Origin of the sequence: Pukyongiella litopenaei (assembly GCF_003008555.2) — a bacterium.
In the GTDB taxonomy this organism is placed as follows: Bacteria; Pseudomonadota; Alphaproteobacteria; order Rhodobacterales; family Rhodobacteraceae; genus Pukyongiella; species Pukyongiella litopenaei.
In genome coordinates, this window is record NZ_CP043619.1 from 116,053 (window position 1) to 134,288 (window position 18,236).

20 protein-coding genes and 2 pseudogenes are annotated in these 18,236 nt (G+C 62.8%); 5 read left to right on the forward strand and 17 right to left on the reverse strand.

The window, feature by feature from the left end; translation table 11 throughout:
* Positions 1–5: 5 nt before the first annotated feature.
* The 11 genes from C6Y53_RS19535 to C6Y53_RS19580 form a co-directional block, all read right to left on the reverse strand.
* Positions 6–527, reverse strand: coding sequence for a S26 family signal peptidase (locus C6Y53_RS19535; protein WP_149615645.1), 522 nt, complete (start codon positions 525–527; stop codon positions 6–8).
* Entirely contained in the window at positions 514–873 is a 360-nt protein-coding gene (locus C6Y53_RS19540; protein ID WP_149615646.1) for a TrbI F-type domain-containing protein, read from the reverse strand. Before C6Y53_RS19540 ends, C6Y53_RS19535 begins: the two co-directional genes overlap by 14 nt.
* Entirely contained in the window at positions 870–3,356 is a 2,487-nt protein-coding gene (locus C6Y53_RS19545) for a TraC family protein (protein WP_149615647.1), read from the reverse strand. Before C6Y53_RS19545 ends, C6Y53_RS19540 begins: the two co-directional genes overlap by 4 nt.
* Positions 3,353–3,544: a hypothetical protein gene (locus C6Y53_RS21125; protein WP_211299553.1), complete on the reverse strand. Its 192-nt coding sequence runs from the start codon at positions 3,542–3,544 to the stop codon at positions 3,353–3,355. The genes C6Y53_RS19545 and C6Y53_RS21125 overlap by 4 nt, the downstream gene beginning before the upstream one ends.
* 23 nt (positions 3,545–3,567) lie before the next feature.
* The gene (locus tag C6Y53_RS19550) at positions 3,568–3,960 is read right to left on the reverse strand and encodes a TraV family lipoprotein (protein WP_244615029.1); all 393 of its coding nucleotides are present in this window, start codon (positions 3,958–3,960) and stop codon (positions 3,568–3,570) included.
* Positions 3,961–3,965: 5 nt separating this feature from the next.
* Positions 3,966–5,231, reverse strand: coding sequence for a TrbI/VirB10 family protein (locus C6Y53_RS19555; protein WP_149615649.1), 1,266 nt, complete (start codon positions 5,229–5,231; stop codon positions 3,966–3,968).
* Positions 5,228–5,926 carry a TraK domain-containing protein gene (locus C6Y53_RS19560; protein ID WP_211299554.1) on the reverse strand — a complete coding sequence of 233 codons (699 nt, stop codon included), beginning with the start codon at positions 5,924–5,926 and terminating at the stop codon, positions 5,228–5,230. Before C6Y53_RS19560 ends, C6Y53_RS19555 begins: the two co-directional genes overlap by 4 nt.
* A gap of 21 nt (positions 5,927–5,947) precedes the next feature.
* Entirely contained in the window at positions 5,948–6,499 is a 552-nt protein-coding gene (locus C6Y53_RS19565) for a TraE/TraK family type IV conjugative transfer system protein (protein WP_149615651.1), read from the reverse strand.
* A 3-nt stretch (positions 6,500–6,502) separates the two neighbouring features.
* Positions 6,503–6,790 (reverse strand): type IV conjugative transfer system protein TraL, encoded by a 288-nt coding sequence (traL, locus tag C6Y53_RS19570; RefSeq protein WP_149615652.1) that lies wholly within the window; start codon positions 6,788–6,790, stop codon positions 6,503–6,505.
* A 54-nt stretch (positions 6,791–6,844) separates the two neighbouring features.
* Positions 6,845–7,201 (reverse strand): hypothetical protein, encoded by a 357-nt coding sequence (locus C6Y53_RS19575; RefSeq protein WP_244615030.1) that lies wholly within the window; start codon positions 7,199–7,201, stop codon positions 6,845–6,847.
* A gap of 155 nt (positions 7,202–7,356) precedes the next feature.
* Positions 7,357–7,695, reverse strand: a complete 339-nt coding sequence (locus tag C6Y53_RS19580) for a hypothetical protein (protein ID WP_149615653.1) — start codon at positions 7,693–7,695, stop codon at positions 7,357–7,359.
* A gap of 382 nt (positions 7,696–8,077) precedes the next feature.
* Between C6Y53_RS19580 and C6Y53_RS19585 the strand changes: the two genes are divergently transcribed.
* Both C6Y53_RS19585 and C6Y53_RS19590 read left to right on the forward strand, forming a co-directional pair.
* Positions 8,078–8,932: an acyl-homoserine-lactone synthase gene (locus C6Y53_RS19585; protein ID WP_149615654.1), complete on the forward strand. Its 855-nt coding sequence runs from the start codon at positions 8,078–8,080 to the stop codon at positions 8,930–8,932.
* A 121-nt stretch (positions 8,933–9,053) separates the two neighbouring features.
* Positions 9,054–10,082, forward strand: coding sequence for a L,D-transpeptidase (locus tag C6Y53_RS19590; RefSeq protein WP_149615655.1), 1,029 nt, complete (start codon positions 9,054–9,056; stop codon positions 10,080–10,082).
* 154 nt (positions 10,083–10,236) lie between these two features.
* On the opposite strand, the gene C6Y53_RS21130 is transcribed toward C6Y53_RS19590, so the two are convergent.
* Together C6Y53_RS21130 and C6Y53_RS19600 are read right to left on the reverse strand one after the other, a co-directional pair.
* On the reverse strand, positions 10,237–10,710 hold the full coding sequence (locus C6Y53_RS21130) for a hypothetical protein (RefSeq protein ID WP_211299555.1): 474 nt from the start codon (positions 10,708–10,710) through the stop codon (positions 10,237–10,239).
* A 474-nt stretch (positions 10,711–11,184) separates the two neighbouring features.
* A complete protein-coding gene (locus C6Y53_RS19600; protein WP_149615656.1) occupies positions 11,185–12,225 on the reverse strand; it encodes an IS110 family RNA-guided transposase in 1,041 nt (346 codons plus the stop codon).
* 85 nt (positions 12,226–12,310) lie between these two features.
* Here C6Y53_RS19600 and C6Y53_RS19605 point away from each other — a divergent pair, with 85 nt between their 5' ends.
* Positions 12,311–13,024, forward strand: a complete 714-nt coding sequence (locus C6Y53_RS19605; RefSeq protein WP_244615031.1) for a 4-phosphopantoate--beta-alanine ligase — start codon at positions 12,311–12,313, stop codon at positions 13,022–13,024.
* 16 nt (positions 13,025–13,040) lie between these two features.
* Here C6Y53_RS19605 and C6Y53_RS19610 read toward each other — a convergent pair.
* A pseudogene (locus C6Y53_RS19610) lies at positions 13,041–13,864 on the reverse strand (CBS domain-containing protein); the annotation flags it as partial.
* A gap of 125 nt (positions 13,865–13,989) precedes the next feature.
* Here C6Y53_RS19610 and C6Y53_RS19615 point away from each other — a divergent pair.
* On the forward strand, positions 13,990–15,165 hold the full coding sequence (locus C6Y53_RS19615; RefSeq protein WP_149615657.1) for an IS5 family transposase: 1,176 nt from the start codon (positions 13,990–13,992) through the stop codon (positions 15,163–15,165).
* Between the two features lie 108 nt (positions 15,166–15,273).
* Here the strand turns inward: C6Y53_RS19615 and C6Y53_RS19620 are convergent.
* Positions 15,274–15,381, reverse strand: a pseudogene (locus C6Y53_RS19620) (IS481 family transposase); the annotation flags it as partial.
* A gap of 139 nt (positions 15,382–15,520) precedes the next feature.
* On the opposite strand from C6Y53_RS19620, the gene C6Y53_RS19630 reads away from it, so the two are divergent.
* Positions 15,521–15,883, forward strand: a complete 363-nt coding sequence (locus C6Y53_RS19630) for a type I restriction-modification system subunit M N-terminal domain-containing protein (RefSeq protein ID WP_149615658.1) — start codon at positions 15,521–15,523, stop codon at positions 15,881–15,883.
* 164 nt (positions 15,884–16,047) lie between these two features.
* Here C6Y53_RS19630 and C6Y53_RS19635 read toward each other — a convergent pair whose 3' ends face one another.
* Both C6Y53_RS19635 and C6Y53_RS19640 read right to left on the reverse strand, forming a co-directional pair.
* Positions 16,048–16,665, reverse strand: coding sequence for a flavin reductase family protein (locus C6Y53_RS19635; RefSeq protein ID WP_149615659.1), 618 nt, complete (start codon positions 16,663–16,665; stop codon positions 16,048–16,050).
* On the reverse strand, positions 16,665–18,227 hold the full coding sequence (locus C6Y53_RS19640) for an indolepyruvate oxidoreductase subunit beta family protein (RefSeq protein ID WP_149615660.1): 1,563 nt from the start codon (positions 18,225–18,227) through the stop codon (positions 16,665–16,667). The genes C6Y53_RS19635 and C6Y53_RS19640 overlap by 1 nt, the downstream gene beginning before the upstream one ends.
* Positions 18,228–18,236 lie beyond the last annotated feature (9 nt).

Genomic DNA, 18,236 nt, shown 5'->3' on the forward strand with positions numbered 1-18,236 from the left:
TCTCCTCATCGCAACCACTCCGCAAGGGTCGTCCAATGGGGAAACGGAATGGCGATACCCACCGCCCGGATCGCCGTATGGGGAATGGCTCCGATCACCGCATAGCGGCTGTCGAGGCTGTCAGGGCTGTCACCCAGTACGGCGATGCTTCCGGCTGGAACTTCCGCCGCGTCCCAGAGCGGCAGAAGCAGAGCGCCGTCCCGGCGCTGTGCCTCTACGCAACGGGTGGCGATACACAGACGGTCGTCGCGCCGCTGCACCACGGGATCACCCGCCAGACCGGCAACCCGCTTGGTGAGATAGATCCTGTCGCCCTCCAGCTTTTCGGCCAGCACCTCCGGCAGGTCGATTGCCACGACGGCCCCGCGCCAGGGCAGGCGTGGCCATGTGACCATCGCATAGGCATGATCGGGCAGGCTGTCGGTCGCGTTCACCGTCAGCCGGCCGAAGGCCAGCAGGTAGTATCCGGCGAGCGCCACCACGAGCCCGGCCGTGCATAGCGATCTGACGGCCCTAGAACGCGCCATCGACCAACACCCTGTTCATGATTTCATCGGTTATGTCGGCTGTGGCGGCCGCCGCGCCGGAGAGAACCGCGTTGGCCCGCACCACCACGACACCTTCGGCGGCCGAATAGTCGTGCAGGGCTTGCGTTACCCGGTCCTGGAACGCGGGCAGCACCGTCGTGAACCCTTCATCGTCGAGCCGGTCGCGGGACCAGATCACGAAGAGCGCGAGGCCGCGTTCGGGATCGAAGGTGGCAACCGGCCCGGCACCGCCCTGCCCCCGTCCGATCAGCAGCCCGGCCGCCATCGCGATCTGGATCACCACGACAGTACCGAGACCCAGCAGGATCCTGCCCCGCACCGTCATGAAACCTCACCCCGTTCGACCAGTGTCCTGATCGCCTCCACGGTGGACATGCCGGAGGCGCGATACTGGTTCATGCGCTGGACCGTGGCGCCCTTGGAGCTGAAGATCGCCAGCGAGAACGGATCCAGCAGCAGCCGGCCATATGCGAAGCCTTCAGGCATCTGGATCGCGAGTTCGGCGAACCGGCCTGGTACCGAGGTGAGCGACTTCAGCAACCCCTTCACACCCGGCGTCACGCTTTGCAGCGCGTCGATGCTTTCCGGTTTCTGCGCCAGGAAGATGCGGTAATCGGAGTTTTCGAGGCAGACATTCGCAGCCGGGTTGGCCGCATAGTCCGACATCGACTGGGTGCCGGTAATCAGGGCGCCGGTGTATTTTCGCGCGCGGCGCACGACCCCTTCGATGAAGCTTGCGGTTCCGTCCCCTCTCAGCAGGTCCCAGGCCTCGTCGATCACGATTGCCACCGGCGTGTCGCGCGGCGTCCTGAACATCAATTCCGTTCCGAGAAACATCATGATCTGCAGGATCGTTGCCTCAAGGCCGGGCTGACCCTTGATGTCGCTCAGTTCGACAACCGTGAACGGCGCATCGAGCGCGATATTGGCCTCGCCCTCGAAATAGCCGCCATAGACCCCGCCGCGTGAATAGGCGTTCAGTTTGCGCACCACATCCGGCAGGCGCGGCTCGTTCGCGGCCGCGCGGTCCAGCTCGTCGCGCACGTCGCTGATTTCTCCTCCCGGCCCCTTTTCGTCCCAGATCTTGGCGATGGCCGAGCGAATGTAGTCTTCCTCGACACCTTCGACGCGTCCGGCCTTGTTCGAGCCGAGATCGGCCATCGAGGCCACCACCCGCGTGACCAACTCGATCGCATCGGCCCGGTATTCGTCCTGCACCATGGCCGCCTTGTCGAGCAGCGAGAACGGGTTAAGCCGGTTCACCGTTCCGCCATCGAAGGCGATATGCTTGCCGCCGAGGATTTCCGCGGTGGTCCTGAACGAATACCCGTCGTCGATGACCAGGACATGGCCGCCGGCGCTATAGATGCCGCAGGCCAGTTCCTGCATGAAGACCGATTTCCCGGCTCCGGACTTGCCCACCACGGCGGTGTTGTAATTGCCCGAACTGACGAAGTTGTCCCATTGGAACACCTGGCCCTGCCGCCCGAGCAGCAACATGCCGGTGCCCCTGCTGTTGCCCATCCATTCGCCATGTACCGGCAGGAATGCCATGGCCGCCGCGCCCTTGAGCAGCCGCATCCGCATCTGCCGCCCGAAATCCGTCATCATGCCGTTTGTGCAGCCGAACGGCAGGCTGGCCAGGAAGAGGGGCAATTGCAGATAGGTGTCTTTCGACAGCTTTACCCGCTGGCGGCGATAAATGGATTCCATTTCGCCGGCCGCCGCCTCGGCGTCCCCGGACCCGCCGCAGGCATAGGACACGACGGTATAGAGCGTCTGGAACAGCCGCTCCCCTGCCCCGAGTTCCGCGGCCAGATCGTCGAACTCCTGTTTCTTTTCGGCGAATTGCGGCACGAACCTGCCGAAAGATGTATTGGCCGCATGTTCGTTCTTCCCGCGCCGGGCGAGAATGAACGAGCCTGCCTTCTGCGCATTCATCGGTTTCAGCGTGAAACTGGTCAGGACCGGTCCCACTGCGCGATCCATCAGCCGCGCCGGGTCGCCGTTGAGTGCCATGCCGAGACCGAACACCCATTCGGGTGGGTACGCGTTCACCGACGCGACCGTCGCCGACAGTCCCGGCGATCCCGAAAACCTCAGCGCATTGCTACCCACGCGCAGCGTGGCCCCCGGCAGCTGGTAATTGAGTGGCATCGCCTCGTCATAGGCTTCAGCGCCCCACTCGCCCTTCGAGCCTTCCGGCCGGGCGATGTGCAGCAATTCCCGCAACAGGGCCAGGAACTGCACGGGTTCCACGTCGCGTGCCCAGCTGACGGTGCTGAACACGTTGCGCAGGCCCGAGCGCAGCGAGCCGAGGCGCTTTTCGTCTTCCAGCCCCAGATCGGTGCCTTCCAGCCATCCGGCGATGAAGATATGCCGGTCGAACGGGATCGACCGTGCGCCGGTATCGCCGCTGCCAAAGCGCATTCCCGCAAGATGCGCCACGCGCTGCCGCACCATCTCATCGACGAGCGGTGATCGGCCCTCGCGCACCGATTGCCACCGGCCCGTCACTGCCTCGATCCCCGGCGAAGCCCAGTTGAGAACCTGGACAGTCGCATCCGATGGCAGGTTGGCGGCGATCACGCCGCCGATATTCTCCGCCAGATCATTGGCGCCAATGGCCGCCCCGACCTCGATCAGGAAACCGGTGCCATGCTCGAAATAGTAAAGACCCCGTTCCGCGTCATGGAACCGCCAGGGCAGAATGTCTGACAGAACCTCGCCCGCCATCAGATCCGTGGCGGTATCCGTCAACGGTTCTTCACCGAGAAAACCAGCCAGCATGTCCCGCAGGAAGCTCATCGCCGTTTCCCCTCCCGGCGTACCAGCGAGCCGGTCGCGCCATGCGAAAAGCAACGCCCGGCGCAGTCAAGCCGGTCCCAGGTCCAGTCGTGTAGTTCGCGGATGTTTTCTTTCGGCATCCAGACCGCGACTTCCGCGAAATCCGCGTCCCGCCACCGTATCCTGATCCCCGCCATCTGACGTGCCATTTTTGCCCGCCTGGCCGCCCTGCTCACTGGCGCCACCGCCCTTCCTGGATCACGAAATGCACGAACCGGGCCTCATTCAGGATGCCACCGTCGTCGAGGATCGGCGCGATCCACAGCGTTCCCACGATCTCGGGCGAACGATAGGCGGCCGCGTTATAGGGAAAGCCCCCGTCGGGCAGGCCCACGGCACCGCCCTTGCCTGTCCAGAGCGGGTTTTGAGTGAGGCTCTTGACCGCCGTGTCTTCGGGCCGCTCCGCAACCGAGCGTGTGCCCACCGCCCCTGTTCCGTCCACCGCCGAAATCGTCGTACAGGGAGACCCCGCCTGGGCTTCGCAGAGGAAATCCCGCTCGGTATTGCTGGCGCAGGCCGAAAGCGCCACAACGCCGATCATTGCCGCACCGGCACGAAACCGCATCGTCATCATCCCTTCAGTTCCACGCCTTCGAGAAACACCAGTTCCACCCTCGTGCCGCCATAGAGCGAAACCACCGGCTGATACTGCTCGGCGCGCTTGACGTAGTAATCCGCGAGCGTATTCGCGGCGCTTTCCGCGCCGCCGGCGACCGCACCGACCCCGGCGCCTCTCAGCAATTCCTGTGTCGATGCCGTGTCCTGGAACATCTGCGCCGTTGCGGCGGCATTCAGCGTCGAGCCAAGCCCGCCAAGAAGCCCGGCCGCAAGAGCGTTCCGCATCTGCGGTCCTTCCCGGCTCACGACCTGTCCACGCACACCTTCCTTGCCCGATCCGGCCATGTAGCCGGCGACCTTCGTTTCCAGGACTGCGCCGTGGCGGTTCACGCAGGTCATGCCGATCAGGCGCACCTTGACCCGTTCCGACGACAGATCGCCGGTTGCCGACCCCTGTACCGTGCATCCCTTGAGATTGACCTTTGCCGGACCCCGCCCGCCCACGGCCGCGCTGACCGCCGGCCCCGTGATCCGGAACAGGACCGGGATCGGGTTTTCGCGGTTAGAGACATTGGTGGACGCATCCGCGCCCGACAGCACCACCGCCGGCGCATAGCTGCCCGCCGGCAGGTAACTGCCGAGTGTCCGTACCTCACGTTCTTCGACCTCCGGCGCCTCCATGGCCGCCAGGGTGAAGCTTTGCCCGAACCCGGAACTGACCGCATTGCCATCGGCATCGACCCGTTGCGCGCCGCGGGCGGCCGCACGGGTCGGTGGCCGGCGCTCGATGAAATCCGTGCCCGGTCCCTCGGCCGCAATCCGGCGTTCCAGTTTTTCCCGGCCCGTCAGGGGCCGGTCGCCGCCGCCGTTATCCGCAGCCGCGCCGTCCTGTGCGCGACCGGTCAGCTCCTGTTCCAGTTCCACGATGCGGGTGGCCTGTTGCAGGATCTGTTCGTCATACTCTTCCCGGATCGCCGCCACTTCCGTCTGCGCGTCGCTGCGCGCCTGTTCAAGCAGCTTGCGCTGTTCCTCCATTTCCTGCCGCAACCGCTCCATTTCCACGCGGCCCTGCGTAATCCACGACATTTCCGGCGAGGCCGCGGCGGTGCGGTCCGAAATGATCGTCTCATCCACCGTGACCGGGGCGACGCCTGTAATGACGCTGCCGTTCGGTGGCCCCATCAGGGCGCCGAGCCCCAGAAACAGCGCCAGCACCACCGCGCCGAGAACGCCAATGGCAACAACTTGTTTCTTCTTGCGATCCGGCTGCACGCTCATTTGTTCCTCACCACGACGACCCAGGACCGTTCCCGCGCCGCGAGGCTGTTCTTCTGGACCCAGACAGCCAGAACGCCACTGCGGTAGAACTCCTGCTCCCGCACCTGTTTCGGCGACGCGCCGGCTGAGGCCACCCGCACCTCCCCCACCAGATCGCCGATCCGGAGAGACGAGATCAGCGTGCCGTTGCGCCCGCTTTTCGGCCAGGGTGTGCGGATCTTCCGCAGGATCGTCTTCCGCGTCGCATCCGTGAGCTGTGCCACAAGCCTGTCGCCGCCCCCGATCGAGGTTTCCGCAAATCCGCCGGCGGCGTCCCCGCTGCTCGCCGCGCCAGCCGACGTGGCCGTCGCCGGCACCCCCGCAAGCTTGACGATGATCGTCTGGGTGCTGGCCCGGATCGGCAGGATCTCGATCGCCACCGTCCGGCCTTGTTCGGTAACCAGGTAACCGCCTTCCTTGTCCGGCATGGTATTGTCCGGCCCGACATAGCGGATGAAGATGTCGCCGGTATTCTTGTCGTTTCTGACCTGGTAGACTGACGCCTGATCGTCATTGACGATGGAGGTGATCCGGTCCCCCTTCACGCTGACCCGTGTGATCCCGGTGATCGAGGCGCGGAACCGGACCAGCCCGTCCTCACGGACACTGTGGGTTTCGGTGCCGGCCTGTGCCGCCCCGGCCACCATCAGCGCCATTGCCATTGCAGCATACCGCATTCAGTCCTCCGTCAACTTGCCAATGGATGCGAGCCGGACCGATCCCGCCTGTGGCTTGAACCGGATCAGAATGCGCCGGTCCTCGCGCGTGACCTGCGTCGTTTCCAGGTAGGTTCCCAGAACACCGTCCACGACGACCTCGTAGGCGGCGAAATTGTGTTCGATTTTTCGGGGGAAGAAGATCGTGGTGATCTTGCGCTCGGCAATGTCGGTCGCGTTGCGGTCATAGGCGACCAGGATCGCGGCCCGTTCACCGGGGCCGCTCAGCCGTTCCAGCACGCTGCGCCCGTATTCGACCGTTTGCGGCGACACGTTGTACATCGCGTAAACCGCATCGAGCGCCAGCGCCTCGATGTAACCCTTGTCCACCGCGCCGCGCGCCACCATTCCGTCGCTTACAGATGTGGGCACCAGCACCACCTGGTAGGAATGCGTGAATATCTTGAGCGCCAGCAGGGCTGCCACAACCACAAGCGCCACGACCTTGAAACTCAGGACCCCGATCAGCCGTTGCTGACGCTGCACCCGGCGGTTCAGATGATGGTAGTTCATCCCTCACGCTCTCCAGGTGCTGACCGCGCTGTCGGGCAAGGCCCGATAGGGCGACACCTCGCTCGGGATGATCCAGTAGAGCAACGCCAGAAGGCCGGTCAGCCCCCGCTCGCCCTTGATACGTTTCCAGACGAGGTAAGCAACGATCGTCAGCCCGATGCCGACAAACACCTTCTTCGACATGAGGCCGAGGACACAGGGAATGATCGCGACGATCGCTTCATCGGCGGGAAGAAAGAAGAACTGCGGCGGATCCTGCAGCCGTTGTTCAACGCGGATGACCTTGCTCATTATGTAACTCTCACAGGAAAGGTGCCCCCGCGCCCGGGCGCAGGGGCAGGCGGGTTACCGCGTTACGGACTGGACAACCGGCGTTTGCCCCAGAAGCAGATCGGTGCTGGCGGTGACGCCGCCGAAGCTGGTCAGCGTGGTTACGCCATAGCCGAGGAACACGGCGACCCCGAAGGCGATGCCCACGTAGGTCCACCGGCCCGTGAAGGCGAGGACGATGCCGGCGATGATCACGGAAATGATCATGATGACATAGCCGCCGGCTCCGGCGAGCAGCGTATCGAGATCCTGCCCGAGCGCGTAGAAGCCCGCTTCGATGCCCGCGTTTGTGCCGGCCGCAGACGCCGCCGATCCCGCCGCGGCCAAGGCTGTGACCAGTATAGCCTTGCGCCCCATCTTGCTGAAGTTCATGTGAATCCCTCGTTCCTTTCAGTTTGCAGTGTTGGACAACAAGAAAACCTGCGGGTTGCCCCGCAGGATCCCGGACCTGTCCGGCCCGAAATTACAGATTGTCTCGATGATCTCGTGCAGGTGCCGGAGAATTACTCCGGCAATCTGGCAAGGGGTCAGGCTTTGCCCGGTTTGATCCTGGTCTGATCGACCTCGCAGACGCCAATGCCGCCACGTACCAATGGCAGCGAGACGGAGGTCGCCCCGAACCATGCCGCCAGGCTGACCACACCGCGTGCTGTCTTTATGACGCGGTGTTGCACGTTTCTTTGCAAGGCGAGCACACTGCGCACGTCCTGCCCGTCGAATTCCTCGCGGACAAAGAACTTCCATTGGCCATTCACGTCGTTGCCGTTGTGTTCGACTTCCGCGACGCAGTGAATCTCCAGTGTTCCGCCGTCCCGTATGGCATCCCGAAATCCGTTTTCCAGGAGCACTGGTGTAAGATCTCTCATGAAGGCTGGCCTCTCCTGTCCTGTCGGAGTCATTACAAGGCCGGTTTGGGAATATGAAGCCACATGATTGCATAGACCCCGTCTAGCACAAACGGTCTAATACAAGTCAATACGACGTAATGAGTTAATAGGGGTGTAATGATGGATTGCTGGTCCTACGCGAAACGCCACTCCGTAATCTCGTTTGTTCTCTGATACTTGCCTGTCCCCCTGCCCTTTCCGCAATTGTCAACGCGTTTCGATCTGGCATATCCGAAGGCATAAGCTGTTATCCCTGCGTATCGGTTTCCGGTCTTCGGGGTGGACGCCCTCCCGAGAAATCTTATGGAACGGACCCCGCATCCGGACGGTTAGAGGCCCGGAAGACAGTGAGGTCACAGCAATGATCGACGTGAAGGTCATCGGGTTCAACGCGACCGATGACGACCGCCACCATCTCGACCAGTATTACCAGCTCAGAAAGTCGGTGTTCATTGACAGCATGGACTGGTCGCTGACGGATGCCGCCGGCTATGAATTCGACGAATACGACTGTCTGTCCGCAGCCTATGTCGTTGCGATCGACACATCGTGCGGCCGGGTTGTCGGTGGTGCCCGTCTGCTGCCGACAACGAGAGAGGATTATTGCTGTCCACTTTCCGAGCATCCCTCCTCCTACATGATCCGTGACGCATACCTGGAACGGATCGATGGCATCCCGTCGAACCTGTGTTACATGTTGCCGCCGGTCAAAGACGATGTCTGGGAATTGACCCGGTTTGTTTCGACCGGCACCAAGAGGGTTGGTCACCACATTCTGAAGAAGGCCAACGAGTACCTTTCTCATCGCGGCGCCAGTCAATGCCTCTTTCTTGGGCCGCCATCGTTCATGCGGATGGCGAAGATGATGGGCTTTTCTCCCAGGCCATTGGGCTCTCTCGTAGCCAACGAAGACGGGTCGTTCCTGGCGTTTGCCTGCAAGGTTGAGCCGGCGCTGAAAGTCGCCCCGACCATTGCGGTCAAGGCTAGCGCATCAGCGGGAAAGCAGCGCGCGTTCCCGGTCGCCGAACTGTTCGACAAGGCAGGATGCTGCGTCGGAATCGTCTTCCGCTGGAACACGAACGAAGAACAGGTCCGGTGGATCGATCCGACCAGCGGCAACGTGAGCGGGACCCTTCACCGGGTCGATCTCGTTACCATAGACATGCCGACTGGAAAGCAGTTGTCAGCAGCAGCGGCCTTGAATCAAAATGCCTGATTGCCGGTGCGCCGGGCGCATGATCGGAATTCGACAGGGTTGCAGAGTTTGCCTTAACAGATCGCCCCAGCTATAGTTGTTTGCGAACCGCCGCAAACAAGATGTAGAGCAGGAAATCGTGATGAAACGCCTTACACGCAGGAATGTCGTCACTGGGATGGCGGCGTTCGGCACTGCCGCCGTGGTCGGTGCCGAAGAACTGGCCATCGACATTGCCAATATGCTGCCGGGAGAATTTGCCTGGCACCCGGAGCGGGCGCCATCGGGTCCGGTGGCGGTGATCGCCTCGATCCCGGAACAGCGCGTGCATGTCTATCGCAACGGCCTCCGCATCGCGGTGTCGACCTGTTCAACCGGCAAGACCGGCCACGAGACGCCGACCGGCGTGTTCACGGTGTTGCAAAAGGACAAGCACCACCGGTCCTCAACCTACAACAACGCGCCGATGCCGAACATGAACCGGCTGACCTGGGACGGGATCGCGCTGCATGCGGGCAATCTGCCGGGATACCCGGCTTCACATGGCTGCATCCGGCTGCCGCTGGAGTTTTCCGAAAAGTTGTTCGGGGTCACCCACCTGGGCACCCCGGTGATCATCGCCGGCGCGCGGACCGATCCATGGGAGTTGATCCATCCCGGGCTGCTGCTCGGCCATGCCGGTTTCGAAAGTGACGTCGATGCGGTGCTGAGCCTGAAGGGCAAGGCACGGCCCACGGACTGGACCGATGCGGCGGCGCACCCGGTGAGCACGGTGCTGGTGACCGCCGACGACCGTACCGTGACGGTGATCGAGAACAGCCAGGTCGTGGCCAGCGGGCCGCTGACCATCAAGGGCGGCGCGACGCTGGGTGAGCATGTGTTCGTGCTGAACGGGCTGGCCGACGGCGGTCTGCACTGGTCCGGGATCACCCATCACCCGGACCCGGCCAACCCGCTGGCGGCGGAGGAAACCGTGCTGAACCGGCTGTCGATCGCCCCGGACCTCGCCGGGGAAATCCTGGCGCGCAAACATGTCGGCATGACCATGATCCTGTCCGACCTCCCCGTCAGCCCGGATCGTCGCTCGGGCGAGGATTTCGTGATCATGGATGGCAGATTGCTACAGTCGCCTCTGCCGCATGACCGGCCCGCTGGCCTGAAGCGGGGCTGAACGATCGGTATTGCCCTGGAGGGCTCAGCGATCCGGCAGATCACCCGCACAGGTCGCGCATGAGAGGGAAAGTCATACGCAACTGAAACACCCGTGCGGGTGTCCGGGCGATCCGCCGGACACCGGTGACGGCACCGGCAGGACATTGGCACGATCAAGGGCCGGGATCCCGCCAATGCCGTTCCATGCAGTGCCGTCGATTGACGTGATCGACCAACGTGATGTCCGCCGTCGTGTGATCGATCTGAACAACCTCCAGCGGGGCTGAAACTGCAAGGCGGCCAGGACGCGCGGCAAAGACCTTACCAGCCTCCTCTGCCCCGCGCCGTTTCCGTAAGACCTCTCGCTGATCCATCGCGTCTAGACGGGCTTTGACCGTTCTTCGGGTCGGGGGCTGAAACCCCTTCGCCTCGCACTCGGCACAGATCTCGCGCCAGATGCGAAAAAAGCTCGAGTGCTCGCGGACAAGATAGTATCTTCGCAGGCTCTCATCGATGATGATTTCGACGCCGTCGGCAATTCTTTTCGACCCCGGTTTCGGCCCGCGACGCTCCAACTCCAACGCCGTGGCACGTGCATCGTTCTCTCTCAGACGCCGATAGAGCGACCATGTGTGGCTTTTCGCCAAGCCCAGTTCCCAAGCGGCATCTCCGATAGCAGCGCTGATCGGCTCACCTCTCTTCTCAAGCTCCAGGATTGGTCGAAGAACCGCGGCACGGTGTTTCGCAAGACGCTCGTTTACCACGCAAATCCCCCGCCCCGATCGGCCGACACTTATCCACAGATCCGACCGTACGGTAATTAAGGGTACAGTATGGAAATTAAGGGTACATCTTGGGGCTGAAAACAAACAAAAATCTGAATCACGATTCTGATTAATTAAGGTTCTCTGATTGCGGGTATGTCAAGCGGGTGAGCGGGATGTCCGTCCGGGGTCATGGTTCTCTCCGAGGTCGCGTTCTGCGCCTCATGATGGCGTTCGGTGGCGGACCGTCTCTCAATGTACAGTGCGGGGTCTTGCGCCCCATACCCTAATGCGAGATCGACCCGGCCTCCGTCCCGTCGGGATCCGGCTCCCCGCCGTTTCCGGCGGGAATTCAGATCAGGTGGCGGCCTCCTTGGTCCATTGATAGTCGGTTTCGTTTTTCCAAAGCGTCAGCATCATCACGGCAATCTTGCGGGCGGTGGCGACCGCCGCTTTTCGGAACCCGCGGCGCCCGGCCAGACGGACGGCCCAACTCTTCAAAGGCGAAAAGCGCTTGACCTGGCGGATGACACAGGATGCAGCCTCGAACAGCAGTCCGCGCATCGCGCCGTCGCCGCATTTCGACACGCGCCCGGACCAATCCACCTCGCCAGACTGATGTCTCTTTGGCGTCAGTCCAAGGAAAGCGCCCACATTGGATGTTCGGCTGAACCGATACGGATCATCGATCAGAGCGATGAAGCTGAGCGCGTTGACCGGCCCGACGCCGGGGATCGTCATCAAGCGGCGCGCAACAGGGTGTGCTTTGGCCTTCTTCTTCACGGCTTTGTCGAGGTCATCTGCCGCCTGGCATAAAGTGACGTGGGCAGCGATGAACCCGTCAGCGATGGAGCGCAGAACCGGATCGCTCTCACCCGCCATTGTCAGTTGGTCGCGAAACGCCTGTCGCTGCCGCCCCTGGCCGATGCCGGTCATTCGGATGCCAAAGGTTTTCAGGACGCCGCGGATGTGACCCTCCAGATCCTTCCGAAGTCGGATCAACCGTTCTCGAGCACCGGTCAGGCTGCGGAGCCGATCAGCATCTTCGCTGCGAATGTGAACGGACGTGTACCATCCAGTGCGGGCGAGCTGCGCAAGCCCCTCCGCATCAGTGGCATCCGACTTGTTCAATCGTGCCGAAAGGGCATTGTGCGCTTTTCGTGCATCGATGCAGGTTGCCGGCAGACCCAGCCCGGTGAGACCTCGCTGAAGCCAGATCGACAACTGCCCGCTCTCATGAACGATCCGGCAAGGCGTGATCTGCCGGTTTCGAAACCAGCCTGCCACGCTTTCGGGATCAGCAGGACATGCTCCGCGTTCGATGGCAGTACCATCCCCGTCCACCACGCACACCGAAATCTCTTTCAGCGACACATCCAAACCAGCATAGTATTTCATAGGTCGTTCTCCTCACGGCTCTTTTCCATGAGGCCAAAATACCGGACCTCGTACGCCACCGGAGAGTGACCGCCGCAATCACACCATGTACAGTGACAACAACCCCGAGGATCTGGCGAAATATCCCAGAACGGAGCACAGCGATGCGGAAAAGCTGACGCCTCACGGCGCGGATGTCCTTTATGTGCCCGATGGGACGCAGATGTACCCCGAAGGCTTTGCCACGACGATTTCCGTGGCTGGCCTCAGCGAAGTGCTCTGCGGGGGGGCGCGGCCGGGGCATTTCGACGGGGTGGCGACGGTAGTAACCAAGCTGTTCCTGCAATGCGATGCCGACCGGGCATATTTCGGGGAAAAGGATTACCAGCAACTGCAGGTGGTGACCCGGCTGTGCGAGGATCTGGACCTGAAGACCGAGATTGTCGGCTGTCCGACCATTCGCGAGGAAGACGGCCTCGCCATGTCCTCACGCAACCTCCGGCTCGGGCCCGGGCCACGCGAAATTGCGCCGGTGATCGCCCAGGTCCTGGACGACGCCGCGCGTGTCATCTCCCGCGGCAGACAAGTCGCGCAGGCCCTCGACAACGCCAGGGCGGCGCTGCTCTCTGGCGGGTTCGACACGATCGACTACCTGGAGTTGCGCAGCGATCCCGACCTCAAGCTGATGACCAGGGCAGACCGCCCCGGTCGCCTCTTCCTGGCCGCCTGGCTCGATGGCGTGCGCCTGATCGACAATGTCCCTGTCGCGGGTCTCGCAAGCGTCCCGACTCCCGAAGATCACCCGCTCGAGCCGGCCTGACCCGGGCCGCCGCCTCTCAGTCCTGGGCCCGCAAACCGGACCGCGCGAGGGCGGCGATCAGATCCGTCCTGGTGACGATGCCGACGATCCGGCCCTTTTCAAGGACCGGCACCGCATCGACATCACCATCGGCCATCATCGGCAGGAGCACCCCGACCGGAGTCGCCGGTACCGCCCGAGGCCCGACGACGCTCATGATGTCCTTGGCTCGGACCGGCTGCGTACGATCCTGGTCGATCAGGCGCCGAAACGCCGCGAGATAGCCACGGTCGAGCCGAAGCGCATCCTCGCGCGCTCGGTCGATCAGGTGCATCTGGAAGATAACGCCAAGATAACGCCCCTCGACCCCGGTCACCGGAAGCGATGATGTCTGAACAGGTCCGCAATCTTTGACAGCGGAGTGTCCGGGCCAATGGTCACCAGATTACGCGACATGACGTCGGTCGCCAGAAGCGGACCTGTCCGGTGCGCGGCGGCCTGCAACTCGGCCGCGCCGATCAACCGCGCCAGGTCTTCGACACCCAGATTGAACGACTGGCGATACCGGTCCAGCAGCTCTGTCAGTTCTTCTCGGGACAGCCCGATGCGCTTGGCGGGATCGGGACCTTCGGTGCGGTGGCGACTTGGCTCATCGAACTGGCGGAATGGATATCTGCGCTCCGTGAGCCGGGCGTAGATCGCAGCCAAGACGACCAGCGCGAGGGTGCCCGTGGCGACGGGCGCGATCGCGAACCAGAATCCAAGTCGCTCGACGGCCTCCGGGCTCATCGCCGCTGTCATGGCGACCGCACCCGCCGGGGGATAGATCGCGCGACACAGGATGCCGACCGTAATCCTCAACCGTCTCCCGCTTGCGCCACTTCGCGACCGTCTTGGGGTTAACAGGTTGCTGAAAAAGTCAGCCCTCGACGCGGTTTCGAGAACATGATTCACCTTCGTCACGGTAGCGGTGACGGGAGGTGGCGATGCGCGGGACGGACGAGGCGAGCGGGTCGCTGTTCAGCTATGTTGATCTTGAAGAGCGCATTCCGGCGCGGCATCCGCTGCGTTTGATTCGTCGGATCGTCAACGACGCGCTGGCATGCCTCGATGCCGAGTTCGACGCGCTCTACACCGACTTTGGACGCCCCTCCATCGCGCCGGAGCGGCTGATCCGCGCCAGCCTTCTGCAAATGCTATACTCGATCCGGTCGGAGCGGCAGTTGATGGAGCAGATGGACTACAATCTGATGTTCCGCTGGTTTGTCGGCCTCGGCATCGACGACCCCGTATGGGTGCCGACCGTGTTCACCAAGAACCGCGACCGGCTGCTGACGACCGACATGTCGCGCAAGGTGATGGCCGCGATCCTTGCACACCCGGAGGTCCGACCGCTGCTCTCGGATGAACACTTTTCAGTGGACGGAACTTTGGTCAAGGCATGGGCGTCCATGAAGAGCTTTCAGCAGAAGGACAGCGCGCCGCCGCCGCACGATGATGATCCCGGCGGGCCGCCCCCACCAGCCGACGAGCCTTCCGCCAACACCGACCAGCCCCAGCAGACCGAGACCCAATCGATGCCCGACACGCCCCGCGAGGCGCGCAACGCCGAAGTGAACTTCCGGGGTCAGAAGCGCTCGAATGCGACCCACACCTCTGTGACGGACCCCGATGCCCGCCTTTACAAGAAGGCGCCGGGTGCCGCGGCGACACTGTGCTTCATGGGGCATACGCTGATGGAGAACCGCAACGGGCTGGTCGTGCAGGCCGATCTGACCCATGCTGATGGTCACGGCGAGCGCAAGGCGGCGCTCGAGATGATCAACCGGCACTCCCCTGGCTCGACCCGGCGCCTGACGCTTGGAGCAGACAAGGGATACGACAGCGCCGACTTCGTCGCCGCGCTCAGGCGGATGGTCGTGACACCGCATGTCGCACAAAGGATCCGCTATTCCGCCATCGACGGGCGCACCACGCAGCATCCGGGCTACGCCCTGTCACAGCGGCGCCGGAAGAAGATCGAGGAACCCTTCGGCTGGGCCAAGACCGTGGGTGGCATGGCCCAGACTGTTCATCGCGGCCTCGACAGGGTCCGCGCCCAATTCACAATGACCATGGCGGCCTGCAATCTGGCCAGGCTACCGAAACTTCTTGCGGCCTGAGCAAGAGCACAGGCCGGAGCCAGCATCCGCAACCGCAACCGCAAAGAAGCTTCTTCAAGCCGTGACGGCAGGAACAGCGTCCTTCAAGGCCGGCTTCTTCAGCAGCCTGTTAATGCCCAACTCCCGGCTCAGCTCCGCGATCGAAGCTTGCGATCGCTGTATTGCTGCTCTGACCGCGTGCGTGGTCGTGGCGCTGCCGTGACGAATTTGGCCCATAATGCTTCCTTCCATTCCAACGAAAGGATCACACCATCAAACCCTGGGATCAAACACCTAAATTGGTCCTTTTCTGTCCCGGACATGCCGGACCAGTAGCCCTTTGGCCCAAAATACGGTCTTGAAGGCAACATAGCATATGTCCCAGTCGGAGTTGTCCAACCTCATCTGGTCCGTAGCTGACCTCCTGCGAGGCGACTACCGCCAGTCCGAATACGGCCGCGTGATCCTCGCCTTCACCGTACTGCGCCGTCTTGACTGCGTTCTCGCACCCACGAAATCCGCAGTTCTCGAAGTGAAGGACAAGATGGCCGCCCAGGATCTAAACCCGGACGCCTTCATGCGCCGCGCCTCGGGGACCAGTTTCTACAACGGCTCCACGCTCGATCTTGGCAGGATCATTGGCGACCAAGACAACATTGGTTCGAACCTTCTTGCCTATATCGATGCCTTTTCGCCCGAGGTCCGCGACATCTGCTTGCGATACTTCTCCAGTCCTTGAGCCTGCCGAACGTGACCGCGATCTGCTTGCGCCGATTATACCGGCGTATGTCGCATTTGAATCGTGTCTGAGCTATTCCCTGATCCTTGGGTGGTTTACGGGGTGATTTAAGCCGTCATAGAACCGCCAGCCTGCACCAAATAGTCGGTTAGCACGCAGCGCGCTCAGCCCCCATCAACGGGAAGCGCGGCCTCGGGCGTTTGTATCACCTGCCCGAGCACCGCATAATTCGGTCCGCCCAGACGTGCCACCGGATCCAGCTTCACGGTATCGATCTTGCCGTCCTTGATCAGATCGTCGCGCACATGAAACCGCAGCACCTCGCCGATCACCAGCATGTTGCGTTCCTCGCCCAGCGGGATCGCCATGTGCAGCTTGCATTCCAGGCTGGCAGGCGCTTCGGCGATACGCGGCGGGGCGATTATGCCGCTGGGCAATTGGTCAAGCTGTAGCGCCTCGGCCTCGCTCACTTCGGGCGGGACGGGAGCCGAGCTGTTGTGCATCACTTCCAGCACCGCCCGGTTGACGATATTCACGACGAATTCGCCCGTTTGAAGGATGTTGTCGCCGGTATCCTTCAGCTCTCCGCCGCCCTTGCGCCCGATCGAGATCGCCACCATGGGCGGTTTGTGCGAGCAGAAAGTGAAGGCCGAGAACGGGGACAGGTTGGTTGCCCCCGCCTGGTTCAGCGTGGTGACCCAGGCAATCGGGCGGGGAACCACAAGACCGGTCATGATCTTGTAGTTCTCCGCCGTCGTGTTCCGGCTCGGGTCAATTTCCATCACGCGCCCAGCTCTGCGTCGAGCGACTTGATCGCGCCGTCCAGCGCGCTGCCTTCCTCGTCCATCAGGGCCGCCTTGTTCATCAGCGCAAGCCAGCCTGCGGCACCTGGCAGCCCCGACAGGCGGGGCACCTGGGCCAGGACCCGGTCGAATTTCGACAGGCCGCGGCTGTGCGTATCCGAATAGCCTTTGACCAGGCGGCGCGAGCGCAGGGTCTCTGTCGCCAGCGCGTAGTCGTCTGACAACTGGTCCAAAGCGGTCTTCAGCCAGGCCTCGATATGCGCCATTTCACGTCCATGCCGAAGGCCCAGCCGCCGCATTCGGCGCATACCGCCGAGGACGTAGAGCGTGCCGAACCAGAAAACCGTTCCGGTGCGCACCCGGCGACCGCGGTTGAGCACCCGGTCGAGAGCCTTGTACAGACCCGGCCGGGTTTCGATGGCCCGACCCAGGCGGGCCGGAAGAAATCCGGTAATTTCTTCCATCCGGGGGTGCATATACTCGGTGGTGTAAAGGATCTGTTCCTCGGATACGCCGACCTCGTCCTGCACGCGGCGGAACCGGCTGGCCCGCGTCTTGAGATCCGCGACGCGAATGACGTCATCATAGGCCATACCGACAGCCAGATATTTGGCGGCCATCTCGGTGAATGCGTACCCCTGCGCCTCGCCGCCACAGGCCACGTCGCGGGTGTGCAGCGCGGCCAGCCGATCAAGATACTCGTCCGCATAGGGCACATCCTGGTAATCTACCAGCCGCTTCATTCCCGCGTAGATCATCGGGTGCAGCGGGGCGGGAAATTCTGCCCGAACACGTTGAAGCAGGGCGTCGAGCCGGCGATGTCCCACCGTTTCCGGCATCAATGGCAGGCTTTTTTCTGTATCCTTCTTGAGGGCCGGAACCGGCTGATCGCCCTTGGCCATGTCATGCGCCTGAGCAAAGGCCCGCAGGCTGGCATCGACACCCTTACCGCCTTCGCGAACGGCGGTTTCAAAGACCTCACGTCCGAACGGCAGGACCTCGGCGCCGCACAGTGCGCCGAACAGTGCAGCCGAGACCACAGTCCCGGCGCGCTCGGCCACGTCCTGCATGTCGAACGAGATGGTTTTTTTGGCTGCGATCCCGGCGGCCTTGACCACGGTCATGGAATCTCCGGCACCGTTGCCGGGCACTTGTTTCTCCACCACAGCGTAGGACCGGTGATTGGAGGTGATCAGGACGGTCTGCTCGGGATTCACGAGGCCGCGCAAGATGGCGCGGCCGGCCTCCATGAACTCGGCGGCGAGGACGATGTCGACATCGCCCGGGGTCGGCATCAGCGAGAACACCGGACGCTTGCCGCCATGCAACGGCATCATCTCGACATAGTAGATCGTCGCACCGGTCCGCTGGGCAACACCGGGAACAGAGGTGGACTGCGCGGCCCAGCCTTGGGATTCCGCGATGGACACGATCCAGTCGGACAGGACGCCACCGCCCTGCCCCCCCATGGCGAGGATGGCGATGGAAATGGGTTTGTCCAGAACCGGAGCGCCGGTCAGATGGTCGGCAAGCGCATTCATGGTATTCTC